The sequence below is a fragment of the Marinitoga sp. 1138 genome, assembly GCF_013363265.1.
Classification (GTDB): Bacteria; Thermotogota; Thermotogae; order Petrotogales; family Petrotogaceae; genus Marinitoga; species Marinitoga piezophila.
The window spans coordinates 26,939-39,997 of record NZ_LBFA01000019.1 but is presented as its reverse complement, the minus strand read 5'-3'; the positions used below and the strand labels follow the sequence as shown (position 1 = coordinate 39,997).

General features: G+C 30.1%; 11 protein-coding genes. 3 read left to right on the top strand and 8 right to left on the bottom strand.

Features of this window, described 5'->3' with window-relative positions; all coding sequences use genetic code 11:
* Positions 1-9: 9 nt before the first annotated feature.
* The 5 genes from XO11_RS07070 to XO11_RS07050 form a co-directional block, all read right to left on the bottom strand.
* The gene (locus tag XO11_RS07070; protein ID WP_014296922.1) at positions 10-1,083 is read right to left on the bottom strand and encodes an HD-GYP domain-containing protein; all 1,074 of its coding nucleotides are present in this window, start codon (positions 1,081-1,083) and stop codon (positions 10-12) included.
* A complete protein-coding gene (locus XO11_RS07065; protein ID WP_041638557.1) occupies positions 1,080-2,099 on the bottom strand; it encodes an HD-GYP domain-containing protein in 1,020 nt (339 codons plus the stop codon). The genes XO11_RS07070 and XO11_RS07065 overlap by 4 nt, the downstream gene beginning before the upstream one ends.
* A 32-nt stretch (positions 2,100-2,131) precedes the next feature.
* A complete protein-coding gene (locus XO11_RS07060; protein ID WP_014296920.1) occupies positions 2,132-3,355 on the bottom strand; it encodes a pitrilysin family protein in 1,224 nt (407 codons plus the stop codon).
* A complete protein-coding gene (pnp, locus tag XO11_RS07055; RefSeq protein WP_014296919.1) occupies positions 3,348-5,510 on the bottom strand; it encodes a polyribonucleotide nucleotidyltransferase in 2,163 nt (720 codons plus the stop codon). The genes XO11_RS07060 and pnp overlap by 8 nt, the downstream gene beginning before the upstream one ends.
* A gap of 154 nt (positions 5,511-5,664) precedes the next feature.
* The gene (locus XO11_RS07050; RefSeq protein ID WP_175418415.1) at positions 5,665-7,851 is read right to left on the bottom strand and encodes a methyl-accepting chemotaxis protein; all 2,187 of its coding nucleotides are present in this window, start codon (positions 7,849-7,851) and stop codon (positions 5,665-5,667) included.
* A 174-nt stretch (positions 7,852-8,025) separates the two neighbouring features.
* On the opposite strand from XO11_RS07050, the gene XO11_RS07045 reads away from it, so the two are divergent.
* Both XO11_RS07045 and XO11_RS07040 read left to right on the top strand, forming a co-directional pair.
* Positions 8,026-9,183, top strand: a complete 1,158-nt coding sequence (locus XO11_RS07045) for a TrkA family potassium uptake protein (protein WP_014296917.1) — start codon at positions 8,026-8,028, stop codon at positions 9,181-9,183.
* Positions 9,184-9,191: 8 nt separating this feature from the next.
* Entirely contained in the window at positions 9,192-9,704 is a 513-nt protein-coding gene (locus XO11_RS07040) for a cyclic nucleotide-binding domain-containing protein (RefSeq protein WP_014296916.1), read from the top strand.
* A gap of 28 nt (positions 9,705-9,732) precedes the next feature.
* Here the strand turns inward: XO11_RS07040 and udk are convergent, their stop codons facing one another.
* Positions 9,733-10,338, bottom strand: a complete 606-nt coding sequence (udk, locus tag XO11_RS07035) for a uridine kinase (protein ID WP_014296915.1) — start codon at positions 10,336-10,338, stop codon at positions 9,733-9,735.
* Positions 10,339-10,343: 5 nt separating this feature from the next.
* On the bottom strand, positions 10,344-11,063 hold the full coding sequence (locus XO11_RS07030; RefSeq protein WP_014296914.1) for a hypothetical protein: 720 nt from the start codon (positions 11,061-11,063) through the stop codon (positions 10,344-10,346).
* A gap of 893 nt (positions 11,064-11,956) precedes the next feature.
* On the opposite strand from XO11_RS07030, the gene XO11_RS07025 reads away from it, so the two are divergent.
* On the top strand, positions 11,957-12,412 hold the full coding sequence (locus XO11_RS07025) for an Hsp20/alpha crystallin family protein (protein ID WP_014296912.1): 456 nt from the start codon (positions 11,957-11,959) through the stop codon (positions 12,410-12,412).
* Positions 12,413-12,474: 62 nt separating this feature from the next.
* Here the strand turns inward: XO11_RS07025 and yfcE are convergent, their stop codons facing one another.
* Positions 12,475-13,023, bottom strand: coding sequence for a phosphodiesterase (yfcE, locus tag XO11_RS07020; protein WP_075780654.1), 549 nt, complete (start codon positions 13,021-13,023; stop codon positions 12,475-12,477).
* Positions 13,024-13,059: the final 36 nt, after the last annotated feature.

Sequence of the window (13,059 nt, the reverse complement as noted above, 5' to 3'; positions counted from 1 at the left end):
AAATCCCCCTTATTCTATATAGATATAGTCTAAAACTTCAACTATTCTTATAGTTTTTTCTTCGGAAAGATCTATTGTATCGCCTCTATCGATTTTTATTAAAGGTCTGATTTTATTGGAACGATTTGAAGCTACTATAGTACCAAATTGTCCGTTACTTAATTTTACTCTCGTTCCAACAGGATAAACTCCAAAAGCATTTATTAATCCCTGAGCAAATCTTCCATCAAATTGTTTTTCAACATTACTTAATATAAAGGATATTGTTTTATATGGTGTCCATGGCCCCTTATAACTTCTTGTGCTGGTAAGCGCATCATATACATCTGCTATGGAAATAAGCTTTCCAAAATCACTTATCATTTCATTTGTTTTTCCTTCTAAATATCCTTTACCATCAAAACGCTCATGGTGTTCATATACCCCGGCAACAATCCCTATATCTTTAATATTATTCTGAATACATAATTCTTTACCAAACTTTACATGATTTCTCATTATTTGCATTTCTTCCTGAGTTAATTTTCTCGGAGCATTCATAATTTCAATAGGCACCTTTGTTTTTCCTATATCATGAAGTAATGCTGAAATTGATAAGCTTAACAATTCATCGCCTATAATACCCGCTTCTACACCCAGCAATGTACTTATAATCATAACATTCAAGGAGTGCGAATATAAATATTCGTCAAATGTTTGCAACTTTTTTAATGGAACAAATAGTTTATCTGAAAAGTTTTTTTCTATATCTTCTTTTATTGTTGAGGCAATATCCACTACGGTATCAATATCTATATTTCCAGAATCTTCCAGAACTTTAAATACACTTTTTATCTTTTTAAATCCTAAATCAAGATGCTCTTTGCTTACCACTCCATATTTTTGGGTTTCTTTTTGAAGACCTGTTATCGTATTTTTTTGATTTTTCACAGGAATGGTAAATATACCGCTTTTCTTTAAAACAGCAATAACCTTTTCGTCAAGCGGTGTATTTTTCTTAAATATTACTTTTCCCGTTGTATCTCTAACATCCATAGCTAATACCATTCCAAATTGTGCTTTATTCAAAGAAATTACTTTCATTTTATAACCTCCTGGATGTAGAGATTTGTATCGGGACCTGTTTGTATTTTTTCATTATCCACAAGAACCAATGGAAAAATTTCTATTTCATTTCGTTTTAGCACAATCCCTACCTGTCCATTATTCAATTTTACACGTGTTCCTGTTGGATAATATCCCGTAACTTCGTATAATTGTCCAACATAATACGGATCGAATAAAAAACCTGATCTTTTTAAAATCCATGATAAAGCTTCATATGGCGTATATCCTATTTCTGTTAATGAGGTATATGCGTCTGCAACCTGGGTAATTCTAACAAGCGGTGGAATTTTTTCACCTTTCATCTGAAATTTTCCTTTACCATCAAAGCGTTCATGATGATATAAAATACTATCCAATATTTCATGATTTAATACGTTTTTTAAACCCTGTAATTTTTTAAATGCAACAATTGTATGTAATGTGGCATTGGTTTCTTCACTTTCAAAATCGTTAATTACCCTATCGCCGAGCATTGCATAACCAATATCATGAATTAGTGCAAATTTCACCGTTTGTTTATACATAATATATGGTAATTCCACTTTTTTGGCAATTAATGATACTAAAATTGCTGTATTCATTGAATGATATAGTAAACTTTCATTTCCTATTGAATTTAGAAAATTCAATACTATATTTTCTTTTTTTATATCAAATTTTTTATATATCTCTTCTGTTAAATTGTTTAAGGATATATACAACTCTTCTTTAGAAAAATGACTAAAAACATGCCCAACGGATTCAATCCATCTATTATAAACCTCTTCATCTATTATAGGTGGTAACTCTTCAAATTCCTTTTCTACAAATCCCGTCCCAAGCGATTCAGAGGATAAAATCTCTATTTCTGTGATATCTGAGGAAATGAGCATCTTTATGGTCTTTTCATCTAATTCCTGACCCTTTTTTAAACTTAATCTATTTTTTAAGTTATATATATCTTCTCCTACAATCATGCCGGGTTTTAAATCCGTAATTTTTACTTTGCTCAAGTTTTCAACCCCAATAATTTAGGTTTTAGATCTTAACCTTTAGGTTTAACAACCGATATATACGGTTCATTTTCAAAAATTTTTATTGCGTTGTCCAGTATATCTTTTTTGCTTTGGGCATTAATTATATTAACAATATTATCAATATCTATTATCTTATCAAATGCAAGATAATAATCCAGAGCCAAAAATCCAAAATTAAGGCTATTTTCTGTTTCAAGCATATATCTTCCTGATAATCTTTTTTTACCATATTCAATCCATTTTTCTATATCTTCCATATTTTTTAAATTATTGATAGTATCAAAGATTATACCGTTTAAACGTTCAAAGTTTTCCGGTACTGTGGCTGCAAATATATTAAATACACCTGTTTCATTATAACCAGAATAATCTGCAGATATTTCGTATGCAAGACCTGCTTCTTCGCGTATTCTGGTAAATAACAACGAGCTCATTCCGCTTCCTAAAAATGTTTTTAATACCATAGAAGGATAAAAGTCCTTTGACATTTTTGATGGAGCTTTAAATGCATATGAAACATATATTTGAGATAATTCTTCTTTTTCCTTTTCTTTTCTTTGCACAGATTCCTTAAAAACCGGACTGTTAAATTTGTTTTTCTTTCCTTTTCTTTCAGGTAATAATGAACCTATTTTTAAAACAAGCTTTTCAAGTTCTTTCCCAGGTCCAACAAGCATTAAAACTGTATTTTCAGGTGTATATTCACGACTATAATAATCTTTTAAAATTTCAGCATTTAATTTTGAAACGCTTTCTTTGGTTCCCAATATCGGATTGGCAAATGTATTTGAAAACATTATTTTATTTAATTGTTCAAAAACATTATCAACTGGTTCGTCTTCATACATTGCAATTTCATCTAAAACTATTCTTTTCTCTTTTTCTATCTCATTTTCATCAAATTTTGCATTAAAGATAATATCCATTATTATTTCCAGTCCTATTTCAGAAGCTGTTAATGGAACTTTTGCATAATATGCTGTAAGATTCTTTCCGGTAAATGCATTTATTGAACCACCAAATTCTTCTATAGGCCTTTTTATTTCAACCATATTTCGGTTTTCTGTACCTCTAAAAACGGAGTGTTCAATTAAATGAGAGATTCCCATTACTTCTTCTGTTTCATGTGATGAACCATTTCTTACTGCAGCAATAACAGAGACACTCCTGATGGTGTCTCTGGGAAGTAACAAAACTTCTAATCTATTATCTATAACAACTTTTTCAATCATTCTTTTCCTCCGGCTTTTTTTCATAATGTCTTCGATTATTATTATTTCTTCTTGGAGCTGTTGGTTCTCCAAATTTTTTTAACTGAATCTTTCCACTGTCATCTATACTGATTACTTCAACCTTTATTACATCACCTATTTTAAACCCTTTTATAGCTTCTTTGGCGTCTTTTCCAAGGTTTGAGATATGCAATAATCCCTGTTTTCCCGGCAATATCTCAACAAATAATCCGTAATTTTCAATTCTTACAACTTTCCCATCAAAAGCTTCACCGGCTTTTACTTCTTTTATGATATTCTGGATATAATTAATTGCTTCTTCTATTTTCTTTAAATCAGTACCACTAACCTTTGTAAGACCTGTTTCATCATCTATTGAAACCTCTACATCATAATCTTTTCCAATACCTTTAATTACTCTTCCACCTGGTCCTATTACTTCTGAGATTTTATCAAGTGGAATTGTCGTTGTTTTAATAAGCGGTGCATATGGTGATAACTCTTTTCTTGGTTCAGGAATTGTATTATACATAATGTCAAGAATATGCAATCTTGCTTTCTTAGCTCTATCTAAAGCTTCTGTTAATACTTCTTCATTAACCCCAGCAACCTTAACATCCATCTGGAACGCAGTTATTCCATCTCTTGTACCTGTAACTTTAAAGTCCATATCTCCAAGATGGTCTTCCATTCCGAGAATATCTGTTAAAACAACAAATTTATCGTCTTCAAAGATAAGCCCCATTGCAACACCGGCAATATGTTTTGGCATTGGAACACCTGCATCCATTAATGCCAATGAACCTGAACATACTGTAGCCATTGATGAAGAACCGTTTGATTCTAAAATTTCAGAAACCACACGTATAATATATGGGAATTCTTCTTCTGAAGGCAATAAATTCTTTAAAGCTCTTTCAGCAAGATGTCCATGTCCAATTTCCCTTCTGCTTAACCTTAAACCCTTTACTTCACCTGTGGAATAAGGTGGGAAATTATAGTGAAGCATAAATCTTTTTTCGCCTTCTTCGAAAACTGTATCTATTATTTGAACGTCAAATGGCTGACCAAGAGTTACAACACCTAAACTCTGTGTTTCTCCTCTTGTAAATAATGCTGAACCATGTGTTTTTTCAAATAATCCAACTTCACAGGTTATAGGTCTGATTTCATCTATTTTCCTTCCATCGGCTCTGGTATTTTCTTCTATAATCATCTTTCTCATTAACTTTTTAATAGCATCATCAAATGCTTCTTTTAAGAATTTTTTATTTGCTTCATATGTTTCATTGTCCCATTTTTCAACATATTCACTCTGGAATCTTTCAAGCAATTCTTTTTCATAACTTCCAAGAGCTTCATCTCTATCCTTTTTACCTTTTACAAGAATTCTTTTCTTTAATTCTTCATTATCTATTAATTTTTCAAAATCTTCAACAAAACCTTCTGGAATTTCCGGTGGAACAACTTCCCATTTTTCTATATTAAATTCAGAAATTACTTTTTCCTGAAATTCCACAATTTGCTTTATTGCATCATGAGCAAACATTAAAGCCTTTACCATTTCTTCTTCTGATACTTCTAAGGCTTCACCTTCAACCATTGTTATTGCTTCTTTAGTTCCTGCAACAACAATATCCATCCTGCTTCTTTTTAACTCCTCCTGAGTTGGGAATACAATAAATTCACCATCTACATATCCAAGTCTAACACCTGCAACCATACCTTCAAATGGAATTGGTGAAACATTTAATGCAAATGATGCGCCTGTTATACCCCATGTTTCTATACTATCATCATTATCCATTGATAATGCAGTTACAATTACCTGAATATCATTATGAAAATCCTTTGGGAATAATGGTCTTATAGGCCTATCTATAAGCCTTGAAGACAATATAGCCTCTTCACTTGGCCTTCCTTCTCTTTTTACAAATCCGCCAGGAATTCTACCTATTGCATAAAATTTTTCCTGGAACTCTACTGTTAATGGCAAGAAATCAACGCCTTCTTTTGCTTCTTTTGAGGCAGTTGCTGTAATAAGTATCGCTGATTTCCCATATCTTAACAAAACAGATCCATGAGCCTGTTTCGCCATCTTTCCATGTTCGATTACAAGCTTCCTTCCAAATAATTCTGTTTCCCATACCTTCATTTATATCACCCCTTTTATTAAATTATAACATAAATAGTAGATTTATCCAATATTTAACATATTATAAATCAAAAAAGTTTGCTAAAATATTCAAATATTTTTATTTTTCTTTACAATAAAAACAATCCCGGACCGTGAAAGCCCGGGATTGTTTTTATATCTTAAATTGATTTAATTTTTCATTTAATTCATCCACTAATTTCGATAATTCCACCGATTTTTCACTTACACTTTCCATATCTTCGCTTTCTAATTCTATTTCTCTTGTAATTTCAGTAATTTCATTTGAAATTTCAAGAATCATCTGAGCAGTTTTATCGCTTGCTGCTGCCATTTCTTCTGTTGAAGCGCTTTGTTCTTCTGCACTGGCAGTTAATCCTTCAACTCTCATATTTATGCTTTCAACTCTTTCGAGAATCTCTTCAAACTTCTCTTTGACCTCTTCTGCACTCTTTTCAACATTTAAAATTACATTTACTGTTTCGTCTGTTGCCTTATTTGCCTCAGCTGCACCGTTTCTTATTTCATTTAATATCACCGCTATTTGTTCTGTAGCTTTTTTACTTTCTTCTGCAAGTTTTCTAATTTCATCGGCAACTACAGCAAAACCTTTTCCTGCTTCTCCTGCTCTTGCTGCCTCTATTGCTGCATTTAATGCCAATAAATTAGTTTGTTCTGTTATATTGGTTATGGTATCTACAATCTCTCCAATATTCTTCGCTTTTTGAGCTAATACTGCAACAGTTTTTTCCGTCTGTTTAGATTTATCAACTGCTTCACTGATAATTTCTGTAATTTCAATTATCGATTTTTCACCATTTTGGGTTAGTTCAGTTGTTATATTTACCTCTTGAGAAATTTCAACCGCTGTTTCAGAAACATTCTGTGCTGCTGTTGATACTTCATTAACCCCAGAGGTTAATTCTTCTGTGGTAGCAGCAGCATTTTCAGCATTATTTTCTATTGTTCTTGCTTTATCTAAAATATCTTCATTTGCTGCACTGGTTTTTTCTGAAATATCTGCAAGATGATTTGATGATTTTTCAATTCTATCTCCTGCTTCTCTTAACCAGATAAATGTATTTCTAAGATTTTCCGTCATGTTCTTCAAAGAATTGGTAATCATTGCAACCTCATCTTTACCTTTAGCTTCAAACTTAACTGTAAAATCACCCTCTGCAAATTTATCAACTTTTTTACTTAATTCCATCAATGGATTTGATATTCTCCTTGCAAATATTACAGACAAAACAATAGATAAAATCAAAATAACAAAAGATGTGATTATAAGAATATTTTTTACGTTATTAGCAGATCTTAATGCTTCCAATACAGAAACTTCAGATACAAAAGCCCAATGAATATTTTTAAATTTAAAAGGTGCATATGCACTTAATACTGTTTTACCTTCAAAATTTTTGGTTATTAAAACTCCAGATTCACCATTTAATGCTTTTTTTACAGGTTCTGTTTCAACTTTTTGACGGAGAATTGTATTTAACCCTGCAATATTATTTCTCATTAAATAATCGTTTCCTACAATATAAGTTACACCTGTTTCCCCCATACCGCTATTATCCTGTAAAATTTTATCTATTTTTTCAATATTAATTCTTAATACTAAATAACCATATAATCCAAAATCTTCATCTTCAACCTTTATACCTGCAAAAAATCCCGGTTTACCAAAATAATTTCCTATTTTTGAAAAATGCACTTCATTGTCATTCTTTTCTTTTAAAGTCCTGTATAATTCAGATAAAATCGTATTTGCCTTATTTAAATCTGTTGCAAAATCTTCATTTTTACTTACCGAATACAAAACTAACCCTTTTGGAGAAATTAATAATAAATCGCTATACCCTTTTATATTAATAAAATCTCTAAAATCCTTCTGTAAATCTGAATGCATTACACTATAATCATAAAAAGTGCTCATAACTTCATCAGAAAAACCTGTTTTATCAAATTTTTCGTCATAATAATAGTCATATAATTGCGATTTGTCTTTGTATGGATTTTTTTCTATATAAATTTCTCTTAATGTCTTCATTATTGTATCCAATGTCATTACGTTCATAAAATCTTCAAAAAGATTTGAAGCATTAAAGAAACCATCCTTTATTTTTTCAAAATTTCTTACATATTCAAGATCAGAAGTTGTTTCTTCAAGTAAATTTCCTATAAATTCCATTTTTAAATTTCTCGCCATAATTAATTTATCTGTAAAACTCGCTTTTAAAGATTTTTGTGAATTTAAAATACTAATCCCCGAAAATGCCAATAATACCACCAAAAGCGATATTACAAAAAATGCCATAATCTTTCCCTGTATTTTCATGTTTTACCCCCTCGTTTAAATAATTTACAATTTATTATTATATCATCTGATACATTAATTTTCAAATAGCATCTTTGTTCTTTTTTTGGAAAATATAAATTCTTTCTTCAAATAATTGTGTGATATAATATCTATAGGCAAAATATAATAATATAATAATTGAAGGTGGCTTTAATGTTAAAAAAAGTAAAATTCTTTTTTAGAAATCTCTGGAAAGACCCTGGAAATAGATTATTAAGTATAATATTTGTTTTTATAATCCTTATAGGTTTTGTTTTATATTTTGCAGAAGTTGGTAAAAACCCGGAAATTAATAGCCTTTTTGATGCTTTCTGGTGGTTAATTGTTACTATCGCCACTGTTGGATATGGTGATATTGTGCCTTCTACTACTTTAGGAAAAACAATAGGAATGATTACAATAATTACCGGTGTAACTTTATTCTCTCTTATTTCAGGTAGTATTGCTTCAATTCTTGTTGAACTACGTATTCGAGAAAGGAAGGGGTTGGGTTACGTGAAATTTAAGAATCACATAGCAATATTGGGATGGAATAATCATCTTGAAAAAACAGTAGAAGCCATGAAAAAATTTATAAATGCCTCTGATTATAATCTTGTATTGGTAAACCAGGCGGAAGAAGAGGATTATGAAGATTTTCGTTCAAAATTTCCAGATTTAAATATAAAGTTTATTCATGGAGATTTCACAAAAGAAAACGTTTTAAACAGAGCAAATATTGCCCATGCAAAATATATTATAATACTTTCTGACACATATGGCGGACGAAGCCTGGAAGAATGTGATGAAAGGACATTAATAAGCATCCTTCTTATACGAACTATAAATAGTGAGGCTAAAATATTCGCTGAAGTTATAAAAGAAGAAAAAGCAAAATACATACTAAGAGCAGGAGCAGATGATATAATTTTAAGTAATGAATTTAATTCGGTACTATTATCTTCTGCACTAATATCTCCAGCATATCATATGCTAATGAGGGAAATTGTTTCTTTGGAAAATATGAGAGTAAAATTAATGCCAATTCCACGCTCTTTTATAGGAAAAACTTTCAAAGAGCTTTTTGAACACTTCAAACAGAAAGAAAACGCGCTTGTAATTGGTACATTAACAACCAAAAAAGAATTTACCATTAATGATCTTTTAAATTCCGATAGTTCTATTGACAATTTCATAAGACAGAAATTCGAAGAAGCAGAAGAAGACTTCTTTGAAGAAGAAGAAAAGAAAGAAAATTATGAATTAAATCTCAATCCAAATGACGATTATATTATTTCTGAAAATGATTCACATGTATTTGTGATAAAGTAGGTGATATTATGGCTGATATAGAATTTTTAAGCAAAATACAATTGTTTAAAAATTTAAACCACTCCCAAATAAAAAAAGTAGCAAAAATTCTAAAACCTATAAAATTTAAAGCTGATGAAATTATAATCGCCGAAGGAGAAAAAGGAGATACAATGTATATTTTCAAAAAAGGAAAAGTTCAAATAACCCATCAATTAACCCTTCGAACCGGTTCCAATCATTGGGAAGAGGGAGAAAAATCAATGGCCATTTTAGATGCCGAAAAAATTAATTTCTTTGGCGAAATGTCTCTTGTAACTGGTTCTCCACGTTCTGCAACAATAAAGGCATTAACAGAATGCGAGTTATATGAGATGTCAAAAGAGGATTTTGAAAAATTAGCAGAAGAGAATCCAGATATTGGATACAAAATCATGAAAGAAATTGCAGCTGTTTTATCACATAGAATTGAAGGATTAAACGAAAATATCTTAAAGCTAACAACAGCTCTAAGTATTGCACTTACCAAAAAGAAAAAATAGCCCGAAAAAATTCGGGCTATTTTTACAGTTATAACATTTTTCTAAATATATAATTTACAACAACCTGAATTGCTTTTTCATTAAATCCACCTTCGGGAATTATAATATCTGCATACTTTTTAGTGGGTTCTACATATGCATCATGCATTGGTTTAACTGTATTTGTATATTGCTTAATTACAGAATCCAAATCTCTTCCTCTTTCTTTTATATCCCTTTCAAGCCTTCTAATAAACCTTATATCGTTTTCTGTATCAACATATATAGCAAGATCATACATTTTTCTTAATTCTTCATAATACAGGGCAAAAATACCTTCAACTATTATTATTGGTTTTGGTTCAAACTTCACAGATCCCACACGGGTAAATTGAGAAAAATCATATTCAGGTAAATCGATAACTTTATTTTCTTTCAGCATATTTAAATGTTCAAACATTAATTCATTTTCTATCATACTTGGATGATCATAATTATGCTTTTTTCTTTCCTCCAAAGTCTCATGGCTTAAATCCCTATAATAATTATCCATAGGCAATATCTCGCAATTTTCGGTTCCAAGAATTTCCCTCATTTTATATGCTACTGTTGTCTTTCCTGAACCGGTCCCTCCTGCTATACCAATAATATACATTTAATTCACTCCTTCATCTTTTTTGAATTGAACTTAATTCCAATTAAAATATATACCACAAATAATCCTATAATCCAATAACTTTCCTGAAGGCTTAAATTAGAATTTCTTTTTAATATTTCATTGGTTCCTATTTTCAAAGTTAGAATTTCTTCAAAAAAATAAACACTAAAAAACGATGCTATACCTGAAAAAATAATCAAGGTTAAATAAGAAATTATTTTATCAAAACTCTTAAATAATAAAATGGAAACAATTAATCCAAAAATGATTGAAAATCCCCAAGGAATATATTCAGGTTTTACAGATTTTAAAAAATCCAATTTATCCATTAGTCCGGGAAAAGAAGTACTGATAAAATCATATAATCCATAACCTATCATTCCACCCAAAACAAAACCGGCAATTTGAACAGAAGACTTAAAAAAACCATATGTTAATAATCCAATAATTATAGAAAAAATTAAATAAGCTATTCCTTCATTTCCCTTAATATATTCGAGAAATTGTTTTGAATATTCCCAATCAATAATAAATGGTATTATAAATAAATAACTGCTCAAAAATCCAATAATAAAGAAAATCAACTTTGAAACCTTTTTATAAAATAAAATAGAAAGCAGAGAAACTCCCAGAATTATATACCATGAATCGGCATATGTATATAATGAATTCAATGCTTCTGGAGCCATGTTTGTTATTGTAGCAATAATACTTTCCTCCATTTACTCACCCCCTGAATAATAAAAGATAACTTTTCTTTTATTATACCATACTACTATCATAAAACCATTGAAAAAATAAAAGTTCTTTAAAAATATTTATTTAGAAAACTGAATAAAAAGATTCTCTCATGCGACTCGATTGCTAATCCTCAAAAACTACTCATATACGCGGGGTCGCTCAGATTCCCCTTCCCTGGGGAAGCTTCGCTCAAAAAAACATCCTGTTTTTTTGTCCCTCTTCATTCGCAGTTTTTTTCAGGCAATCTTCGAGCATTCGTTCATCTTTTTATTCAGTTTTCTTTTTATTCTACTTATATAATAAAATATAATAAGAAAATAGATATAATAATATGAGCGAAGGTAAAAGGTTTTAGAAGCAGGTATTAAACAGTTGGAAAAAATAAAAGCGAGTGAAGGCTCGCAGAGTGCCTGATTATGTAAAAGAAAGTAGAAAAATAATATGAACGAAGACTAAGAATTTCCCGAAGCGTAATGCAGAAAATTCGGGTTGGAAAAACAGGACGTTTTGGAAAGCGAAGCACTTCATGGACGAAGTGTCTGAGCGTGCCCGAATTTTCAAATGGAGCAAGGATCAGAAATTCTTGCCGTCTGAGTGAATATTATTTTTCTACTTTCAAAGAGAATTTTCGAAGATCAGCACTCAAGTCACCTGAACAAGCTTTTATTTTTTCCACCTCCCCTTTTTATCAATTAATAGTAACGATTGCTATAAAATTTAGTAATGATTATATTTAATAAAATAAAAATAGCTATATATAAATTATTATAAAAATTCTGAAATTAATTTTGAACCTTTGAACCTACAAAAAAATTTATCGTCATATATAGTGGAAGTCGATGAAAAAGAAAAAAATGAAAAAGGAGGGGATAATATGAGCGAAATCAGAAGATATGAAAACAGAAACTTCTTTGAACCATTTGAAACATTAAGAAGAGAAATTGAAAGATTATTCGATGATTTTGGAACATTAGATACATTAGAAAGACCTGTAATGCCTGTAGCAATGCCAAAATTAGACATTTACGAAACAGAAAAAGAAATAGTAATTGAAGCAGATGTTCCAGGATATGACAAGAAAGAAATCAACATAAAATTAGATGATGACATATTAACAATTTCAGCAGAAAAGAAAGACACAAAAGAAGAAAAAGGCAAAAATTACTTAAGAAGAGAAAGATTCTTTGGAAAATTTGAAAGAGCTATAAAACTTCCAGATTACATAGACTATGAAAAAATAAAGGCTCACTTTAAAGATGGTGTTTTAAAGATTGAAATTCCTAAACTTCCAGAAAAGGTTAAAAAGTTCAAAGAAATTAGTATTGATTAATAGATAAAATTACATTACCCCCTTTATTAAAACAACACCCCTGATTTTCAGGGGTGTTATTTTTATTTTAATTCATATTTTTCATCTTTAATTATATCTATAAATTCGAATTTTATTGAGTCATTTATTTCAACTATTAAAATACTATGTGGAGTATTATTCTTTGGCAAAGAAACACTTCCCGGATTAATAATTGTTATATCTTCTTTTTCTTCAAATTTAGGAATATGCGTATGTCCATGTATTAAAAATTGGCATTTATATTTTTTAGCAAGATTTTCTGCATCCTCAATTGTAGGATCCCAGCCATGTGTGAAGAAAAAATTAAATGAGCCATAACTTTCCACAGCATATGGAACCGGTTCAGGTATATTTAATAATTTCATATCTATTTGAGAATCACAATTACCTGTAATAAACGTTTTTCTTTTAAATTCATTTAATTTTTTAGATAATTCCATAGGATTATAACCTTCAGGCAAAGGATTTCTTGGTCCATGATATAAATAATCACCAAGATGGATAACTCTATCTGCTTCTTTTAAATACTTATACGCCTTTTCAAAATAAAACAAAGAACCATGTGTATCGCTTATTATAGCAAGTTTCATTTTTGCACCTCCAAAAAATACTTTTATTTAGCACAT

Bases quoted from the DNA above. Each gene is read 5' to 3' on its own strand.
- XO11_RS07070 (WP_014296922.1), bottom strand. From the start codon at position 1,083: ATGAAAGTAATTTCTTTGAATAAAGCACAATTTGGAATGGTATTAGCT.
- XO11_RS07060 (WP_014296920.1), bottom strand. From the start codon at position 3,355: ATGATTGAAAAAGTTGTTATAGATAATAGATTAGAAGTTTTGTTACTT.
- pnp (WP_014296919.1), bottom strand. From the start codon at position 5,510: ATGAAGGTATGGGAAACAGAATTATTTGGAAGGAAGCTTGTAATCGAA.
- XO11_RS07050 (WP_175418415.1), bottom strand. From the start codon at position 7,851: ATGAAAATACAGGGAAAGATTATGGCATTTTTTGTAATATCGCTTTTG.
- XO11_RS07045 (WP_014296917.1), top strand. From the start codon at position 8,026: ATGTTAAAAAAAGTAAAATTCTTTTTTAGAAATCTCTGGAAAGACCCT.
- XO11_RS07040 (WP_014296916.1), top strand. From the start codon at position 9,192: ATGGCTGATATAGAATTTTTAAGCAAAATACAATTGTTTAAAAATTTA.
- udk (WP_014296915.1), bottom strand. From the start codon at position 10,338: ATGTATATTATTGGTATAGCAGGAGGGACCGGTTCAGGAAAGACAACA.
- XO11_RS07030 (WP_014296914.1), bottom strand. From the start codon at position 11,063: ATGGAGGAAAGTATTATTGCTACAATAACAAACATGGCTCCAGAAGCA.
- XO11_RS07025 (WP_014296912.1), top strand. From the start codon at position 11,957: ATGAGCGAAATCAGAAGATATGAAAACAGAAACTTCTTTGAACCATTT.
- yfcE (WP_075780654.1), bottom strand. From the start codon at position 13,023: ATGAAACTTGCTATAATAAGCGATACACATGGTTCTTTGTTTTATTTT.